Source organism: Paenibacillus terrigena DSM 21567, from assembly GCF_000374845.1.
In the GTDB taxonomy this organism is placed as follows: domain Bacteria; phylum Bacillota; class Bacilli; order Paenibacillales; family Paenibacillaceae; genus Paenibacillus_K; species Paenibacillus_K terrigena.
The window spans coordinates 12,477-31,289 of the sequence record NZ_KB895437.1 but is presented as its reverse complement, the minus strand read 5'-3'; the positions used below and the strand labels follow the sequence as shown (position 1 = coordinate 31,289).

12 protein-coding genes are annotated in these 18,813 nt (G+C 44.8%); 7 read left to right on the top strand and 5 right to left on the bottom strand.

Annotated features, from left to right (window positions below):
• Positions 1 to 183 (bottom strand): transposase (locus tag C558_RS0129550; RefSeq protein WP_018759905.1); only part of this gene is annotated, 183 nt, incomplete at its 3' end.
• A 185-nt stretch (positions 184 to 368) separates the two neighbouring features.
• Positions 369 to 1,094 (bottom strand): P-loop NTPase family protein, encoded by a 726-nt coding sequence (locus C558_RS0129545; RefSeq protein ID WP_018759904.1) that lies wholly within the window; start codon positions 1,092 to 1,094, stop codon positions 369 to 371.
• Positions 1,095 to 1,374: 280 nt separating this feature from the next.
• Here C558_RS0129545 and C558_RS0129540 point away from each other — a divergent pair, with 280 nt between their 5' ends.
• Positions 1,375 to 2,217: a copper amine oxidase N-terminal domain-containing protein gene (locus tag C558_RS0129540; protein ID WP_018759903.1), complete on the top strand. Its 843-nt coding sequence runs from the start codon at positions 1,375 to 1,377 to the stop codon at positions 2,215 to 2,217.
• A gap of 284 nt (positions 2,218 to 2,501) precedes the next feature.
• Here the strand turns inward: C558_RS0129540 and C558_RS0129535 are convergent, their stop codons facing one another.
• From C558_RS0129535 to C558_RS0129525, 3 genes are all read right to left on the bottom strand, one after another.
• Positions 2,502 to 3,332 carry a carbohydrate ABC transporter permease gene (locus C558_RS0129535; RefSeq protein WP_018759902.1) on the bottom strand — a complete coding sequence of 277 codons (831 nt, stop codon included), beginning with the start codon at positions 3,330 to 3,332 and terminating at the stop codon, positions 2,502 to 2,504.
• A 2-nt stretch (positions 3,333 to 3,334) separates the two neighbouring features.
• Positions 3,335 to 4,222 (bottom strand): carbohydrate ABC transporter permease, encoded by an 888-nt coding sequence (locus tag C558_RS0129530; protein ID WP_018759901.1) that lies wholly within the window; start codon positions 4,220 to 4,222, stop codon positions 3,335 to 3,337.
• Between the two features lie 68 nt (positions 4,223 to 4,290).
• Positions 4,291 to 5,580 (bottom strand): ABC transporter substrate-binding protein, encoded by a 1,290-nt coding sequence (locus C558_RS0129525; protein ID WP_018759900.1) that lies wholly within the window; start codon positions 5,578 to 5,580, stop codon positions 4,291 to 4,293.
• A gap of 243 nt (positions 5,581 to 5,823) precedes the next feature.
• On the opposite strand from C558_RS0129525, the gene C558_RS0129515 reads away from it, so the two are divergent.
• The 6 genes from C558_RS0129515 to C558_RS0129490 all read left to right on the top strand — a co-directional run bounded on the left by C558_RS0129515 (position 5,824) and on the right by C558_RS0129490 (position 18,782).
• A complete protein-coding gene (locus C558_RS0129515; protein ID WP_018759899.1) occupies positions 5,824 to 7,395 on the top strand; it encodes a response regulator transcription factor in 1,572 nt (523 codons plus the stop codon).
• Entirely contained in the window at positions 7,392 to 9,092 is a 1,701-nt protein-coding gene (locus tag C558_RS0129510) for a sensor histidine kinase (RefSeq protein WP_018759898.1), read from the top strand. Before C558_RS0129515 ends, C558_RS0129510 begins: the two co-directional genes overlap by 4 nt.
• Positions 9,093 to 9,312: 220 nt before the next feature.
• The gene (locus tag C558_RS0129505; RefSeq protein ID WP_018759897.1) at positions 9,313 to 14,760 is read left to right on the top strand and encodes a glycoside hydrolase domain-containing protein; all 5,448 of its coding nucleotides are present in this window, start codon (positions 9,313 to 9,315) and stop codon (positions 14,758 to 14,760) included.
• A 164-nt stretch (positions 14,761 to 14,924) separates the two neighbouring features.
• Positions 14,925 to 16,280, top strand: coding sequence for an ABC transporter substrate-binding protein (locus C558_RS0129500; protein WP_018759896.1), 1,356 nt, complete (start codon positions 14,925 to 14,927; stop codon positions 16,278 to 16,280).
• Between the two features lie 135 nt (positions 16,281 to 16,415).
• On the top strand, positions 16,416 to 17,834 hold the full coding sequence (locus C558_RS0129495) for an alpha-L-fucosidase (RefSeq protein WP_018759895.1): 1,419 nt from the start codon (positions 16,416 to 16,418) through the stop codon (positions 17,832 to 17,834).
• A gap of 264 nt (positions 17,835 to 18,098) precedes the next feature.
• On the top strand, positions 18,099 to 18,782 hold the full coding sequence (locus C558_RS0129490; RefSeq protein ID WP_018759894.1) for a lipoprotein BA_5634 family protein: 684 nt from the start codon (positions 18,099 to 18,101) through the stop codon (positions 18,780 to 18,782).
• Positions 18,783 to 18,813: the final 31 nt, after the last annotated feature.

Here is an 18,813-nt window from a genome sequence, read left to right as displayed (position 1 = left end):
ACGACCATCTTCTAACGAAACTCCTTTTTGAGACTTCTTAACCCAAACGAGCACCTGACATTTACTACGTATATTCAATTGCTTCGCTACTTCTCGAGAACTTACCCCTGACTCATAAAGTCGAATGGCTTCGTTTTTTAATTGTTCCGTGTATTGGATGAATACTTGTCCCTTTTTTGCCATGAAAAATCCCCTCCGGTTGCAGCTTTCAAGTCCATTGTACCAGTGGACTTTTCTTCACTGTCAACCATAAGGGGATAATATCAAAAATGCGGGCTTTTTCGTATATCCGATCAAGTTCTTGTCATTTGGCGTTGAAAAAAACTTGATCCGATTCTTTTGAACGTTTGCCGTTACGATAAGCCCGTTTATACTGGCGGGAAAATGGGATCCTTCCGCTCGCCGTCTCTTACGCTCAGCAACGATTCCGACACAAAGCCGTCGATTCGCCCGTCATACTCTTCCCACGCATAATCATTGTTCTGGATGATCAGCTTCGGGATCGGCCACGCATCGACGACCTCGCGGACGAATGCCTGGCTTGCGCTCCACACCTCACCAGCCTGAACGAAATCTTCGTCCGATTGAAAGGAGACCGGTCCCCATTCGTTGCCCCGAATGCCGCATATGTACCGCCACTGCCCTTCGACATCGGTGTGGTAATAGTAGATCAGGTGAGGGTTCAGCGGCATCAACAACAGTTGCAGCGATTCGGTAAAGCTTTGAAGCTGCGCGATATTCATGCCTTGCAGATGCGAGACGCTGACAATGTCCTGGAAAAGGACGCTTTCGATAATGACGATGTCTTCGGGACTGCTTAACTGCTCCTCGACGAACCGGCCGTACCGGTCAACTAGCTGCCGAATGAAGGCGTCGGCGCCTTCTGCGGTATTCAACGCATAGTACTGCTCCATGGGCGGCAGCAAAGGGTGATTTTCTTCCTGCTCGAGCAGGCATCTTGCGCTTACGCCTTGCGCTGTCAACCGGTTATGAATGCGGGTCGCCGCCGTCGTTTTGCCGGAGCCGGGGATACCGTCGATAATAAGCAATCGTTTCGAAGAATGAATGGATGGTGAGTGTCGTTTTTCGTTCATGGATGTTTCGGAATGCCTCCTTTGGTAAGTATATCGATTATACTTTCGACATGAGGAAGAAATTCCCTCTCTTCGACGGGGGCGAAATACCTTCCTTTTCTACTGTCGAGAATAGGGAAGGTATGCTAACATAGCAGCAGGAAGTTGTTGGGAAAACTACCGAGCAGCGGTTTCGTTCCAACATCGCATTCAACGCTGCGGGTCGAGACAAGCTAAGTCTAATATAGGAGAGGCAATTGTGCTCTGGACAATAAATTCGGAAATGAGGGGGTTTATGAGAATGCTACAGAGAAAATTGATCGTGCTGGCGAGAGTTTTGACAACCGCCGCCGTTATGGCAATTACTTTCTTGAATATAGATTACCAGCACGGCAGCCCAAACAACAACGTCGCTCTCGCTGCCGCCAAAGTGAATAGAGGTATAACCGTGTTATGGAATGGCAAACCGTTGAAACTTGAGTCTGCTCCCGTTTTGCGGAAAGGCATTGTATTTCTGCCGATGAGGGAACTGTTTAGTGTCATGGGTGCAGAAATAATTTTTAATAAAGGACACATTGATGTTCATCAGGCAGATCACTATCTCGGACTGGATGTTGACAGCTTTAAGGCAAATGTGGATGGATCGAACGAAACTTTGCATGCGGCGCCATTTTATTCTGGTGGCAAAACCTATATCTCTCTCGACCTGCTATCTCAAGCTTTCGGCGCTAAAGAAAAGTGGGATCCAAAATCACAGCAAGCGGATATTCGCTGGAAAGGTCCAGATATCCTGTCATTCCAGCCGGGGGTCGCCATTATTTTCCCGAAAGGCTCCGATGCCGATGAAGAAGAGGTGATCCAGCTGGTGAAGAAAGCAATGCAAGCCATTGCAGACAAAGACAAGTCGGTTCTGCGCTCGACAATGGATGAGAATGCCGATTACCTGGATTTTCTCATCGAATCAAAGATTCATTACCGCTTCACTCAACTGGTCCACATCGAACCTTACGACGATTCGACGGGCCGGAAAAACATCACTATAGGATTCTACACCCTGAATTCAGGAATCATCGAACACGGGAACTACATCTTTACATCGCTCAAGAACAAACAGGGGAAATGGTATATCGCAAATATTGACTGAGGAGAACCCACGGCACCTTATGCAAGAATTGACTTAAAGAAGTCGTTTAGCTAAACGGGCAAGGATGCAATTAACGAGGAACGATAGTTCAAAAAAGACTTTTGAAGGCAACGGAGGAATGTTTCGGAGACATCCGTACGGCTCCGGATCAAAAGAAATGAAAAAGACGAATACTTGAAACCTTGCTCCATTCGGATCAGGGTTTTCATGTATTCGTCTCAAGTAACAACCTAGGAGTAGCAGTATTCAGCTTCAAAGGCTTTCTCTTGCAAAGCATTAAGCTCCTATCCCTTTAGCGAGCCGGACGTGATGCCGTTAATGATATATTTTTGCATGAAAATGTAGAACAGAATGAGTGGTGCAACCGCCAGGAGCATCATCGGGAAGAAATTCGTCCAGTCGGTCGAGAATTGCCCAATATTGCGGAACACCTCTAAGAGCAATACACCCTTTGAACGGGATTGCAAGAACAACAATGGCGTCATGAAATCATTCCACACACCAAGCGTATTCAAAATCGCTACAGTGGCAATCACCGGCGTAAGCAGCGGGAATACAATTTGCCAAAAGGTTCTCCAAACTCCACAACCGTCTACTCTTGCCGCTTCTTCCAGCTCAAATGGAACGGTAGAGCTGATAAAGCTTTTAATTAAGAAGATAGAGAACGGAAGGCTGTAACAAATTTCGATAAGAACAATGCCAGTGAGGGTATTCATAAGCCCAAGCTGGGCGACCTGTTTATAGAGGGCTAAGATCCCCATTTGGTACGGTACCATCATCCCAACCATGAATAACAGGAACACGATCCGATTGAAGTGATTCGTGCGTCGCACCAAGCTGTAAGCAGCCATCGTAGAGAACATAACAATACCCGCAACGGAGGAAATCGTAATGATCAGGTTGTTGCCGAGCACATGCAAGTAGTTCATTGCCTTAAAGGCGCGAATGTAATTGTCGAACGTGATATTAACGGGAAGGCCCATCGGATGAGCGACCGCATCAGCTGGCGTCTTAAATGTCGTGATGATCAAATAGTAAATAGGGATCATAAAAATCGCCGCTAAGACGAGCATCATAATTTCCGTGACAGCAGTTTTTTTGGAATATCGATTCATGATTATCGCCGCTCCCACATCTTGATTAGTGACATGTGAATAAAGGTGATGATGCCAACGAGAATAACGAAGACGATACCGAATGCGGCTCCGTAACTATAGAAACCTTCACTGAGCCCTTTCTTGAGCATGAGTGATACGATCGTTTCCGTAGAATACCCTGGGCCACCGCCAGTCAAGGCATAAACAATATCAAATACCTTCATGCCGTTTATCATCCCCATTACCGTATTGAAAGTGATCGCCGGAAGCAGGAGAGGAAGTGTGATATAGCGGAACATTTGCAGCCCACTCGCTCTATCAATCTTCGCCGCTTCGTAATAATCTGTTGAGATGCTCTGCAAGTTGGCCAAATAAATAACCATCGTGTAACCAACCCACTGCCATACGGAGGCGATGATGACCGAATAGAGTGCAAGATGAGGATCTCCGAGAAAATTGATGCGTTCAAATCCAAGAGCGACGACAAGTTGATTAATCAAGCCAAAGTCGGAGGGTGAGTACATAAAATTCCAGAGATAACCGATAACCAATACACTGAACACCGCGGGAAGGAAGAACGCAGCCCGAAGCAGATTTTTTGTTTTTAATTTTTTATTGAGGAAGACCGCTAATGGAATGGCCAGTATATTCTGCCCAAGCATCGCGAGTACCGCATATATTAACGTGTTACGAATACCTGTCAAATAGATTGATTCTTTAAATAGAGCGATATAATTGTCTAGACCAACAAATTTGACAACGACCGGATGTACATCCGACCAGTTTGTAAAGCTGTATAAAGCGGTCTTTAACGTCGGAATGATGAAAAAGGTGCAATAAATAAGTAAGGCAGGAAGCAGAAGCAGAACATAATTGATCTCTCGTTTGAACATGTTTGGTTTGTTCATGGACAACAACCTTTAGCTTATAGGATGTACAAGGGGCAAATCGCTTTGCCCCTTGTAATTTATACGGCCTATTTAGATTTCTCCAGTAGTTCAGCTGCTTTCTTGTCTACCGCTTCTAGCACTTGATGAGGTGTTTTTATACCGGCTATGAGTTCTTGTATACCTTTTCCTAGATCTGTGAAGGCAGCACCAGCAACGCCCCAATTATTAACAGGGTACATGACATTGCCCGCCTTGAAAGCTTCTTGAGCACCGTTGTACTCTGCTGGCATTTCAAAAGTAACCCCTTTCAAGAAAGATGAACCGCCTTTATTATCGGCCCAGTAAGCATTCTGACCTTCTGGTGTCGATAACAGGTCAAGCACCTTGTACGCTGCGTCTTTGACATCGGATTTCGCATTCAAACCAAACGATACCCCTGGACCGCCGACCATCCAACCCAGACCGCCTTTTGTCCCCAGGTTCGGGAACATATCAATCTTCATGTTAGGCGCTTTTTGCTTAAAGGTATCCATGTACCAAGGTCCTGCTTGGAACATCGCTGCCTTGCCGCTTGTAAATTCGTCAATGGCTTGTTCTTCTTCAAGCCCAAGCATGTCTTTGGTGAAGACACCGTGTTTCAAGTATTCCGTCCACGTCGTCAAAGCAGGCTCCAGCGCATCGACCATTTTCGCAGTTCCTTTGCCAAAATCTTCATTCCATTTTTTGCCTTCCGTTGTACCGATATAATCATTTAATGCGAGACCGAGGAAGGACTGGCCCGCTACGTTAGGATTCTTTAGACCGATCGCTTGGGGTTTGATGCCATTCTTCTTCAACACGTCTGCGACTTGGAAGTACTCATCAAGCGATTTTGGTATTTTCAGGTTATATTTGGCGAATAGATCAACGTTATAGTAAACCCCGTTAAACCAACTCGCTTGCGGCAACCCGTACAGTTTATTATCAAATGTTACGGTGGACGTGCCGGTTTCATAATACTTACTAGCGTAGCGTTCTGTTAAATCTTCGAAGTAACCTGCCTTGACGGTATTCGCGTCTATAATTCCACCGATAATGTCAGGACCTTCGCCTGCTGCAAGTTGTGTTTTGATGACATCAGGGTAAGTCTTGTTATCGATGAATTGATACTCCACATCGACATCGGGAAGTTTATCTTTGAATAATTGCAGAAGTGTCTTTACACTGTCTTCTTTGTTCCAATACGATAATCTGACTTTCACTTTCTTGACCGTTGCATCCTTCGGTGTTACATTTCCCACTGTGCTGCTGTTGTCTGTACTGTTCTTACTGCAGCCTGTAAATAGGATCGACAAGGTGAGCATAGCGGTCGCGGAGACTACCCATGTTCTCTTCATACAAAGACCTCCCAAATTTTAGATCGTTCGTTTCATAGTTCAGTGTAGTATAAATATCATTTTCATCGAAATAACAGATTTTTTCGAAACCTAACAGAATTCATCTGGAAATAAGAACCAGACGATGTGATTTTGATTTAATATAACATGGTATGAATTGGAATACCTAGTGTGCTATGCTTTGCATTGTAGTGAGTATCCGCAAGAAGTGAGTAAATCCATCGAACGGATAGGGAGGAAAATATGTATCATATTCTAGTAGTCGATGATCAACAAGCAGAAATCGATGCCATTGAATGGCTTATTCATAAGCATGCTCTACCATTTTCTGTTGCTCAGGCCAATAATGGGGAAGAAGCGCTGGAATATATAAGGGGCCATCATGTAGATCTGTTATTCACGGATATTCGCATGCCATTCATGGACGGTCTAGAGTTAATTAAGCAGGCAAAAGTAGTCGTTCCGGATCTCAAGGTGCTTATTTACAGTGCTTATGGGGAATTTGAATATGCACAAAAAGCGATTCAGCTTGGAACGGTTAATTATATGTTAAAGCCGATCGATGTGAAGGAATTCCTCAAAGTATTCCATTCCATCATCGCTATACTAGAGGACGAACGACTTCAGAGGGAGAAAGATGAGCGGCTGATCAAAGGCTTTCATAAAGGAGTGGCATATGAGAAAGAAAAGCTCCTGTTTGATCTTCTTCAAGGTCGTGAGAGAGACGTCCATTACGAGGAGCGGGCAGCTTTTGCGGGTCTAAGTCAGCTGGCAAATAAGCGGATGTATATGATGATGATTGGATTAGTAGATCATTTTTTTGATCTGCATTATACAGAAGTGTTCGAATTCCTTCAATTGACTTGTAAACATGAGATGCTTTTTTTAAATATGAATGAATATCAGAGCATCATGCTAGTTGCTATTGATCCAGCTTCAACGATCAGCGATAACCAGCAAGAGCTTATGGCATATGGGGACGGGGTTAGAGAATGGCTGGAGATTCGCTTCGATCGGCGAAGTTTCATTATCGTTGGTAGTCCGATCAATAAGCTAGATGGACTTCATGACGAGTTTACTCAAATGGAAGAGTTAATGAATTTTCGGTTTTTTATGGATAACAGTGTCGTTTGTTCCAAAGAGGATGCAAGCATCTATGACCATGTAGATGACGAATCGTTAGAGCTTATGCTGAAGGATATTTATACTTCCATTGCACGAAAAGAATATCGTACACTTGAGCATCGAATAGAATTTCTCATTACGAGTATGCGAAATAGTAAGCGCTTCAGTTCTATGTATGCCAAACTCTTATTTACAGAGATAATGAAAAGAATCGTAGATTCTCAAGATAAAAAAAACGTCCTTTTACTAAAGGATGGTTTGGAGCGAATCGCACTTTGCAATTCGATTACTGAGCTCCGGCAAGTCATTTTATCCGTATTTCAGGAACATTTGCTGCGAATCGAAACGTCGACAGATGATCAATGTCGCAAGGTGATAGAAGATGTACAGACGCTCATCCAGATGGAATACGGGAGTGATCTTGGGGTCGAATATTTAGCCAAGCGCGTCTTTTTATCGCCAAGTTATTTAAGCTTTCTGTTCAAAAAAAGTACAGGCCAAAGCCTAGTCAAATATATTACAGCCGTTCGAATGGAGCGAGCGAAGGAACTGCTGCGTGATTCAACGATTAAAGTTGTTGATATTGCCAGTACCGTTGGATTCGCTAACACTTCCTATTTTAATTTAATGTTTAAGCAATATAACGGCTTGACTCCTGTTCAATATCGGGAGGGGGGGGATAGGAGTTGACTCTGCTCAAATTTATCCGTAATCTCCGCCTGCGCCAGAAATTATTGCTTTCTTATGTGATTGTCATCTTCCTGCCAACCATTGTACTGGGCTTGTATGCCTACCAGAGTTCCAAATCTTCATTGGAAAGCCAGTTTATGCAAAGCGCGGATAACGAGGCGAAGAAGGTCACACTCGAGATTAGTTACCGACTTCAGAGGCAGGAAATGTCAATGAAATCGATTGCTTTCCATCCAGCGGTCATTGAGTTGATGAGTAACCCGAATCAGGATTTGTACATCCAATTTAAGACGCTGAGTGATAAAATTGAACCTATTTTTTTTAACTTGATGTATATGGTTGGAGATATGAATGAGATTATGTTGTATTCCGAGAGTCGGCAATCTGAATTAGGAAACTTCATTTCTCCTTCTTCAGCCGTTAAGGATAAGGATTGGTATCTAGAGACAAAGGGCAGTGATACAACCAAGTGGTGGTTCGAAGAAGGTGAATTGTTCGCCACACGAGTGATTCACAATATCGAGTTTCGGACCGTGAGCGGTGAACTTTATGTCCGATTTGATTACAACAAAATCTTCGGTGATTTCATTGGCAAGGTGAATGAAGGGAATGGCATCATCATAACCGATAGACAGAATCGGCCCGTTCTAACAGAGCATGTTGGGCAGATGGATGATGTTCAACTTCAATCACTTTCAAGGAAGGGTACGTCCAAAGCAACCATAAGTGGCGAATCCTATCTCATTGTAAACAAAGATATTCCTCAAACCGATTGGATACTTCATTATTTGGTCCCCGATATTCAACACAAAACAGGCATTGGCAATATATTAAGCGCAACAGGCATCATTGTACTCATCTGCATGGTTTTCCTCAGTATCATTATCTTCTTGTTCTCAGAAACGATGTTAAAAGGAATCGAGAAATTAAACACCAAAATGAAGATGGTGGAAGATGGTGATCTTACGGTTGTGGTATCAACGAATTCCAAAGATGAAATCGGGCAGCTTACCGATCGATTTGGTTCGATGCTTAAACAGATTAATCAACTCATTACGGAGGTATATCAGACAAAAATCACGCAAAAGGCTGCCGAACTCAAAGCACTGCAAGCACAGATCAATCCCCATTTTCTATACAATTCTTTATCTTTGATTAATTCAAAAGCGCTGCGTATCGATGCCCAAGAAATTAGTGACTTGGTGAATCAACTTTCCAGATATTACAGAACGACTTTGAATAAAGGGAAGCAGGTTATTTCGATTCAAGATGAATGGGCAAATGTCCAAGCGTACATACATATTCAATTAGCGATGCACAATACAAGCTTTGACGTAGAATTCGATGCAGACGACACGGTGTTTCAATTTGACATGATCCATTTGATCTTGCAGCCGATTGTTGAAAATGCGATCATGCATGGCATCGACCAGAAGCGTGGGGAGCGAGGTAAACTCATCCTGCGGGCAAGTCTTCAAGGTGAGGATATTGTTTTTGCCGTGGAGGATAATGGCATCGGTATGGAACCGTATATGATTGAACGTATGCTTAAATATGAAAGTGCTGGTTATGGCATTAAAAATGTGCAAGAAAGATTGCAACTCTTATTTGGATCCGAATACGGAATCAGTATTCATAGTCAATCTGGGATCGGCACTTCAGTTATCGTACGCATTCCGCAGTATCGTCATATATGAGAAGAAGAGTCATAATTCATTAAGGGCCAATGTGCTTAAAAGCACGGCCCTTTTTGTTTCCAATCGAAATCTGTTAGATTTCAAAAAATACTGTTATTTTGCATGGTTTCAAATGATACTACAATGTAATCATGTACAGACAGCTTCGCCAACCACCTTTGAGAGCGCTTTCTTAGTTTGTGTTCTGACATCAAATAAAGAATGAGAGGATTGTTGATCTATGTTCAAACGAACAATGTGTAAAATGATCTGTTTTATGATTCTAGCAAGCGTCTTTATTCAGAACTACGCTCCTCGAGTCTATGCTGACAGCAGAGAGCTGGACGTGTGGGTGGTAAATGCAATGAAAGCCGTATATAAGACCAGCACGATCCCCGCAAATCCAGGAAACAGCATTGATCTTGTCTCAGCCAAAAACGAATATGAAAGTGAGCAAATTGCTATAAGAGGCAACAATGACTTTGAGATTACGGGAGTTGAATTTTCTGAACTTGCCTCTTCTAGCCATACGATCTCTAACAACAACTTAAGCTATCATTTCGAAGAATATGTGCTGAAGGACACCGTACAGCCCAATATATACCGACCGGATTTGGTAGGCACGCTTATCTACCCTGCATCCGAAATCCCCGACCCGTTGTCCAATGAGCCTTCTATACAAGTGGCGGCAAACACCACTCAGCCGATCTTAATTACGAATTATGTTCCTGCCGATGCTGCTCCTGGCCTCTATCACGGTATAGTTACAGTGAAGACGACTTTGGGCGATTATGTAGTGCCTATTAACGTTGAAGTAGCTAACGTTGAAATCCCTCAAACGTCAAAGGCCAACTTCGTTAATTATCAGTGGGCGATGACGAATGGCTTTATGATGGGAGGTTCTCCGGAGCCTATTGCGGATGATCCTTTAACGGCGTCGAGTTATGACGTAGGCAAGGGCTATTACGATGTGGAGACGTATAGCGACGAATGGTTTGAGCTGATGGATAACTTCGCCAAAACGATGACGGACTATCGCCAGAACATGATCTGGGTTCGTACGGACCTGTTATTAAACGCAGCGGGAAACAAGATGGTGTCTTTTAAAGAGGGCATCCCGGACGACATCGATTGGTCTTTGTTCGACCGATACGTTCAAACCTTTATGGATAGAGGGATTACTCACTTTGCGAACATTCACTTGATCCATGCTTTGATGCAAATGCCGCAAAGCGAAAGACCCAACAATAATGATCCCAATGACTTGTGGAAAACGACCATCCCCGAACCTGATTCACTACCTGAAACAGACGCTTTTCTGACGAACTACTTGACGGCATTACACGATCATCTAGCCGACAAAGGTTGGCTTAACGATAAAGGGTTCACTTGGTATCAGCATACGGTGGATGAACCCAACGGCGCTAGCATTGTTAACTATATGACGTATATCGCAAGAGAAATCAAAGAAGTCGTTCCGGATTTCAAAACATTGGATGCTGATGCGGCCGGTACTCTAATGAACGAAGCCATCAAACCCTATGTGGATGTTTGGGTCCCGTTAACGCCGGTTTTTCAGGACAAGAAGAATTTATATAAAGCGGAGCAAGCGGCCGGCAAAGACATGTGGGTGTATACTTGCGATGCCAATCCGGCTCCGTGGTTGAACCGATTCTGGACGCAGCCCATATTGACTGGCAGGCTGTTATTCTGGAATCTTAGTCAAGACGATGTTCAAGGGCACTTGCATTGGGGATGGAACGTATGGTACGTCCCTCATTATGGCGATTCCACGATCGTATATCCGGATAAGGAGCATATGACGGTTAAGAGCTCGCTGCGCTACGAGGCCCAAAGAGACGGACTTGAGGATTACGAACTGATGTACCAACTCAAGCAAACCAATCCCGACCTTGCCGACCTTGCCAAACGTATAGCTGACAGCGCTGTTAACCCGTCTGATCCAAGAAAATATACCCTTGACCCTGAATATATCAGAATCCTTCATAATTATCTGGTTAAAGCGGCTGCCGGTGAATCTATGGATGCAATTCCAATTCCCGTGCCGATTAGTCCTTACGATGGGCAGGATGTACCCATGACATACATGACGGATAACACGAGCAGCGAGATCACCTACAACGGTGAGTGGTTTGCCAAAAGCCGGAAATACGCTTATATGGGCGGTGTTCAAGCCACATTGAAAGCGGATGACAATTTGACTTATACATTTAAAGGGTCCGGAATCGATCTTATTGCGGAGAAAAATGAAGGCTCCGGTAAAGTTGCCGTATCCATCGACGATTCCGATCCGGTAATGATAGATCTATATGAGAAGGTTCAACTCGATTCGATCTCGGTTTACAGCAATCATAATCTGTCAGCAGGCAAACACACGATCAAGGTTGTGAACCTGGAGAACAAAAACCTGTACGTTGACGGCTTTCGAGTAAGCATGTATGACGGACAGAAGATCTATGACGGAACGCTGCAAAGTTTGGATCTGACGAACGCGCCTTCGTTTCATTTTAATAAAAGCAAAATTAATTACCAAGTGATCATTCCCAAAGATGTTAACGTGATCTCCATTACGCCAACGCTTGCGGATACCAATGGAACCCTGGACGTGGGCGGAAAGAGCATCGGCAGTGGTAAGAGGCTTACATTCAACATCCCTACAGGTAAAAGTGAGATTCATATTCGGTCTACCGCAAGTGATGGGGAAACCACGAGTCTTTATACGTTGAACTTTCTGAAAGGCAATGTGAATGAGCCAGGCACCAATATGGCCAGAAGCTATTCCGATATTACAGCATCAGCTGCCAGGGAGGGCGACGGGGGCATTTACTATGGTGCTTCGAAAATGGTTGACGGCAGTTATGGTACCATGTTTGCCAGTAAGAGCGGTTATACTGACACCCATCCGTTCCCGCATGAGATCAATCTGACTTGGGATCAACAGCAAACCTTTAATACGATTGTCATGGCCACGCCCTCGGGGTTATTACAGGGTATTTCGGATATTGATGTTCAATCCACTTCGGATGGAACCAATTGGAAAACAATTGCGAAGCGGGTACCAATTGGGTGGAACAGCAGCACAGACGACAACATGATGGAATACACGTATGCCAATATCCCTACAGTTAACGATGCGTTGAAGCTGAGGATACTGGTCAATGACGCTAACTATACGTATTGGGGCATTTACGCTTTATATGAACTTGAGCTATATAACCTTCCAGACAACGGAGAGATTAGCCCGATAGCAGACGGAACCTTGAGAAATCTATCAATCCCTGATGTTCCTGCTTTTAAGTTTAACAACAGCACGACGACCTACCCCGTAATGGTTCCTAATGATGTAAATACGATCGCTATAACGCCAATGCTTTCGGACGAAGCGGGTACCCTACAGTTCAACGGAAAGAATGTCCCCAATAACACAGCACAGACGATTGACATTCCAATCGGTAAAAGTGAGGTTCATATCCAATCCACCGCAAGCGACGGGAAGACGACAATGCTCTATACATTGAACATCCTGAAAGGCAATGTGAATGAGCCAGGCACCAATATCGCCAGAAGCTATTCAGATATTACAGCAACAGCAGCACGCGAAGGCGAAGACTACAGTCCCCAGAAAATGGTTGACGGTAGCTATGGTACCATGTTCGCGAGTTTACGAGGCTACAACAACAGTCATCCGTTTCCGCATGAGATTAATCTGACTTGGGAACAACAGCAAACCTTTAACACCATCGTCATGGCCACAACATCTGGATTAATCCAGGGTATTTCCAATATTGATGTTCAGGCTTCTGCAGACGGCGTAAACTTTGAGACGATTGCGAAGGGGGTACCGCTCCAATGGAACAGCAGCATCGATGACAACGTCATGGAGTACACCTTTGCGAATATTCCTACAGTTAAGGACGCAATGAAGCTGAGAATACAGATCAATGATGCGAACTATACGACGTGGGGCATGTACGCTGTGTATGAGCTTGAGCTCTATAATCTCCCGGAAAACGGAGAGATAGGTGCGATACATACGCATACGATCACAGCAGACGCTGGGGAAAACGGAACGATTAGTCCGAACGGCGCCGTTGTCGTCAATGAGGGTGCTGATCAAGCCTTTACATTCCATCCGAACAATGGATACGAAATCGACAAGGTGAAGTTAGACGGTACCGACGTGACAGTGACCGGAAGCGTGTATACGGTTGCCAACATAACCGCCGACCATATGATCCATGTAACTTTTAAGCGAAAGGACACGGGCGGCGAGATCAGTAAAACGATCATCGCGAGCGCGGGGGAAAACGGAACGATCAGTCCGAACGGCGCCGTTGTAGTCAATGAGGGTGCTAATCAAACCTTTACATTCACTCCGAACAATGGATACGAAATCGACAAGGTGAAGTTAGACGGTACCGACGTGACAGTGACCGGAAGCGTGTATATGGTTGCCAACATAACTGTCGACCATATTATCCATGTTACTTTTAAGCGAAAGGATACGGGTGGCGAGAACAGTAGTATCCCTTCTACCGGTGGTACAACCAATGGAAATACCGATACGCGTACGCTTATCGTGAAAAAGGAAGATCTAACCGCTCCAGCATCCAATGGCGTTGTGACGATCGTAGCCAAAGACAAAGAGAAAATTGTACTTCCTGCTAATGCAGCTGAACTACTCGGACATCATCAATTCGTCATTCAAACGGGTCTATTCACGTTGGAAGTACCCACTGAATTGCTTAAATCATTAGTAGATAAATTATCCGCAATAGATATACAAAACAGTACGATCGAGTTGATCATGACTCCCTTATCCGAATCCGATGCTAACAACCTTCTAGCAATAGGGCAATCTTCCACACATGCGCAAATTAAACTTTCTGGAAATGTAATCCATTTTAGCATATCGATTGTAGGAAAAGAGGGTAAAGTGACAAGTTTGAGCAGCTTCGACAAACCGATGACGATTCGATTCAAAGCTGATCCTTCCTTAAATCCGAAACCGACTGGCATTTACTATTTTGCAGCCAATGGTGTGCTGGAATATGTGGGAGGCTCGTTTGTTAACGGAGAATGGGTCGCTAAGATTCACCATTTCGGGGAATATGCGTTGCTCGAATTCAAGAAATCATTTACCGATGTTAAGCCTACGCACTGGGCGGCCGATGCGATTGATCAGTTAGCGGCGAAGCAAATTATTGGCGGCACAAATGCGGCAATGTTCGAGCCAGAGCGGACCATCACACGGGCCGAATTTACGGCAATGCTTGTCAAAGCGTTGAATCTGACATCCGTGGGCGAATCGAAATTTACGGATGTGTCGAAGGGTGCCTGGTACGAGGAAGCGGTTTCCATAGCGGTCAAAGCAGGCATTATTCAAGGAACAAGCACAACGAGTTTCAATCCCGATGCGAGAATCACACGTGAAGAAATGGTCACCATGATGATGCGGGCGTATGCGATCTTGAAAGACGTCAAGTTGAATGAAAATACTGCTTCTTCCTTTACTGACGAATCCACTGTGGCAGCCTGGGCACTTGATTCAGTAAGAGCGGCGGCGGCACTTCATTTGATTAATGGACGCAGTGCAAACAAATTCATTCCGAGCGGTATCACTTCCCGTGCAGAAGCAGCAGCTTTGCTCAATAGAGTTTTACAGTAACGTTTCGGTGCGGACTGGAGATTTCGCAGCGCTTTTGACAAGAGGTGAAAACAGTCAAATTCGCTGCGACTCCTTGACCGTTTCGATGAACAAGGTTCATTATGGCAAGCTTGATTTTGATTTTCATGCATTCATAAAAGGGTAATCGAAGGGAGTTATACCGAATGGCAAATAAAAAAAGGCTTATTGTCGTGATTGTTATGCTTTTGAACTTGTTCCTTTTTACTGCATGCGCATCGCAAGAAACAGGGAAGACGGATAATGGCGGCAATATGCAGAAGGCGGAAGACGAGCAAGACCTAGAAAAGAATCCGGAGGCACCCGCCGTAAACATGGATGAAAACCTTACTTTGAAAATTATGCTTCCATGGGGCGAGGACATGCTGAAGGAAAGAGTTACCGATACGCTGTACAAAAAATACCCGAATATCAAGCTGGAGCTGGTGCAGCAGCTGGTTAACTCGACGTCCTTGCAGGAATTGAACGCCAAAGGCATCGTTCCCGATATCATGCTGGCGCACGATGGGCTTGAGGTGCTTCAAGAAATGGATATGGCCTATCCGCTGGATGACATGATCAAAAGTTTCCGATATGACTTGACAAGGTTCAGAGCGGGGACCGTCGAAGCGGTCAGAGCCAGGGATCCGGAAGGAAAGAATCAATTGCTAGGGCTTCCGGCGGAAGATATGGTATTTGGATTATTTTACAACAAAGAGATTTTCGATAAATTCGGCGTCAAATATCCGACTGACGGCATGACCTGGGATGAAGTCATCGATCTTGCGAAAAAGCTGACGAACGAGGTGGAGGGAGTGAAGTATCGCGGAATCAATCTTCTCAATATGCAACAAGCCCTCGCCCAGCTGTCAGCTACCGGAACCGATCCCGCGACTGGCGAAACCCAATTCTCCAAAAACCCCATTTTTGCTAAGTTTTTCGATTTGTTAAAGCGAATGCAGAGCATTCCGGGCAATTACGAGAAGGATGTCGAAGATTACTTCCAAAACCGCAATGTCGCGATGCAGGTTGATCATATTTTTAGAACGCCTTCTTTTGCGACCATCGAAGGATTAAAATTTGATATGGTCAGCTTTCCGAGCTGGCCGGATAAACCGGGAGTCGGACCGTCGAACTTCGCATATCCTTGGGTTATTAATAAGCATAGCGAGCATAAGGAGCAAGCTTTTAAAGTGATCGAATGTATCTTGTCGGATGAAAATCAGCTCGCACTCACTCGGATCGGGGTTCCTTCCCCACTAGCGGATACGAAAATTCATGAACAATTCGGCGCAGCGAAAGGACTTGAGGAGCTGAACTTGAATTTTAAGGGCGTTTATTCGATGAAAGACGCGGAGCCTGCTTATTCTCCGTACGGGCCTGAATCCCTATTCTTCGGAGAAGATTATGTTCGGGACCAAATGCGAAAGTTTTTGGATTCGAGCGGCGACATTCAAACGTATTTAAGAAAAATGGACGATGAGTACGCGGCTATCGTTACGGAGAAAAAAGAGAAACAATAAAGCCGATCTCCATGCTGAAGAAAGTCAAGCTCGGGCTGCTCATCGTACTCGGCGGCCCGGAAGTGTCGTACAATGCCGAACAATCGTAATAATTTCACATCGATGTGACGTGGAGAAATTGAAGGAGGCAATTCGATGAATGATATGGAAATCAAGGAATCTCAGCAAGCCGAAGCGCAGGAAGTGAAAGAAGGCGTCCACGGTTACAGCAGCGAGACGAATTGGGTGAAGCCGGAAAATCCTATTACACTGGAAAGATTGGAATGGTTCAAGGATCAGAAATTGGCTCTAATGATGCACTGGGGACCTTATTCACAGATCGGGGTCGAGTCCTCCTGGATTCTCAGTGACGAAGACGGTGATTGGGCCCGTAAAGATGTCGACTGGACGAGCGATTACGAAGAGATGAAGCGCGAATATTTCGACCTGAACCGCACGTTCAATCCACTCCGCTTCCAGCCAGAGCTATGGGCGGAAATCGCCGCCGAAGGTGGGTTCAAATATTTGATTTTTACGACAAAGCATCACGACGGATTTTGTATGTGGGACACGCATACGACGAATTACCGGATTACCGAATCCGAAACGCCGTTTCATGCACACCGGTATGCCGACGTTTGCAAGCATTTGTTTGACGCATTCCGCAGCAAGGGGCTTGCGATTGCCGCTTATTTCTCGAAGGCAGATTGGCAAACACCATATTACTGGGCGCCAGGAATGGAGCGGGGGAGCGATACGTGGAGAGGGCCTTCGTACTCCCCCGAGGAATATCCGTGGTTGTGGGAGCAATTCGTCGATTTCACCCATGAGCAGATCATGGAACTGATGACCCGATACGATCGGATCGATATTTTATGGCTTGATGCGGGATGGGTAAATAATAGTGACCAGGTTAAGCAAGACATTCGGCTCAGCGAGGTCGTCGAGCGCGCCCGTCAGACACAGCCGTGGCTGCTGTCCGCGGATCGTACAGTCGGAGGGCCTTACGAAAATTATGTGACGCCGGAGCAAACGATTCCGCAGCGTCCGCTGAACGTGCCGTGGGAAAGCTGCATTACGATGGGCACACAGTGGGCCTTTAAATACGAAGACCAGTATAAATCGGGGAGGGAGCTCGTTCACATGCTGATGGAAGTCGTATCAAAAGGCGGCAATTTGGCGCTGAACGTAGGTCCTCAGCCCGACGGAAGATTGCCGGCCGGGGCGGTCAAGAGTATCAAGGAATTGGGCGCATGGATGAAGGTTTACGGTGAGGCAGTATACGGCACACGCGTGTGCGGGCCATATTTTGTCGGCTCCTGCGCGTTCACTTCGAAAGGTAATATCGTGTACTGTACGTACTTGTATGAAAGCGCAGATGTTGCCGTCTCCAAGGTGGTTCATATTCCTTATTTGGAGCCCGTTTCTGGTATCGAACTTGTTGGAAGCGACGCCTTGCTGCAGGTTGAGCGTACGCCGGAAGGAATCTCGATCACGCTTCCAGATTGCGAATTGAACGGGCAGGCTCCGATCGCCCATGTTTTCCGCATGCAGAAGGGCGAGGAGGCATATTGACTCTAACGGTATTGGCGCGGAGCTATCCGACGTTGATGACGGTTGGTTCGGAAATCGAAATAATGGAAAACTAGAGCTAGTAGAAGCGATTCTTCATGATGAGGGATCGCTTTTCTTATGCTGCAAACAATTAAGTCGTAATCTCCATTCTTACGAAAAAGTAAGATAGTAGATTAAAATGGTTAGACTAGAGTCATTCATTTGCATAAACATCTCGTCTATAATGCAGACATAGATCATTAATAAAGGAGCAGGAGCAGTCAAATGAAGAGAATGATAGGCTTTGTGTTGGTTATCGTAATTTTTGCAGGGATAGGATTTGGAGTAAAACGTTTTGTAGAAGGACCGTCGCAACCCGTCAATGGAATTGTAGTGATCGGTACAGAACAAGATGTGAATAAAGTCAAGCAGTTGTATAAAGATAACACGAAACAAACGATCGACTACAAATTGAAATTGGTTACAACGAAAAAAACGGAACAATTTGATACCCGAACTATCAAGTATTCGGTTGTTAATCGACTCACAGCTGAACAATTTGTTAAGAAGGGGATCATCAGAGCTAGAAAAGATCCTGAGAGTACATCAATCATTTCAGAGCCCGTTGCCAGCATCAAAGAACTATCTACTAATCAAAATTTGTTATTCTCTTTTACTAATGCAGATATGAAGAACGAGCAAATCGATTTAAACGGTCAGATGGTATCCGTACAATATGTCAAACATCAGGCATGGATCGGGTATATACCAACAATGGACCTGGTTATTGTTGACGACCAAACGTACAACAAATTAACGGAGACAGAGTCAGCGATCTCATTGATCCATTTTCAAACAGGAAGTTTTGATTATAAAAATAAAGAAAAGTTGAACGAGGTTTTAAACAAAATCAGGAGCGTCTATGCAAATAGCGAAGATAAAGTAAATTTTGTTGATGTACAAGATTAAGTTTAAGAGATCAATCCTTAAGCGATGAAAG

Bases quoted from the DNA above. Each gene is read 5' to 3' on its own strand.
- C558_RS0129545 (WP_018759904.1), bottom strand. From the start codon at position 1,094: ATGAACGAAAAACGACACTCACCATCCATTCATTCTTCGAAACGATTG.
- C558_RS0129540 (WP_018759903.1), top strand. From the start codon at position 1,375: ATGCTACAGAGAAAATTGATCGTGCTGGCGAGAGTTTTGACAACCGCC.
- C558_RS0129535 (WP_018759902.1), bottom strand. From the start codon at position 3,332: ATGAATCGATATTCCAAAAAAACTGCTGTCACGGAAATTATGATGCTC.
- C558_RS0129530 (WP_018759901.1), bottom strand. From the start codon at position 4,222: ATGAACAAACCAAACATGTTCAAACGAGAGATCAATTATGTTCTGCTT.
- C558_RS0129525 (WP_018759900.1), bottom strand. From the start codon at position 5,580: ATGAAGAGAACATGGGTAGTCTCCGCGACCGCTATGCTCACCTTGTCG.
- C558_RS0129515 (WP_018759899.1), top strand. From the start codon at position 5,824: ATGTATCATATTCTAGTAGTCGATGATCAACAAGCAGAAATCGATGCC.
- C558_RS0129505 (WP_018759897.1), top strand. From the start codon at position 9,313: ATGTTCAAACGAACAATGTGTAAAATGATCTGTTTTATGATTCTAGCA.
- C558_RS0129500 (WP_018759896.1), top strand. From the start codon at position 14,925: ATGGCAAATAAAAAAAGGCTTATTGTCGTGATTGTTATGCTTTTGAAC.
- C558_RS0129495 (WP_018759895.1), top strand. From the start codon at position 16,416: ATGAATGATATGGAAATCAAGGAATCTCAGCAAGCCGAAGCGCAGGAA.
- C558_RS0129490 (WP_018759894.1), top strand. From the start codon at position 18,099: ATGAAGAGAATGATAGGCTTTGTGTTGGTTATCGTAATTTTTGCAGGG.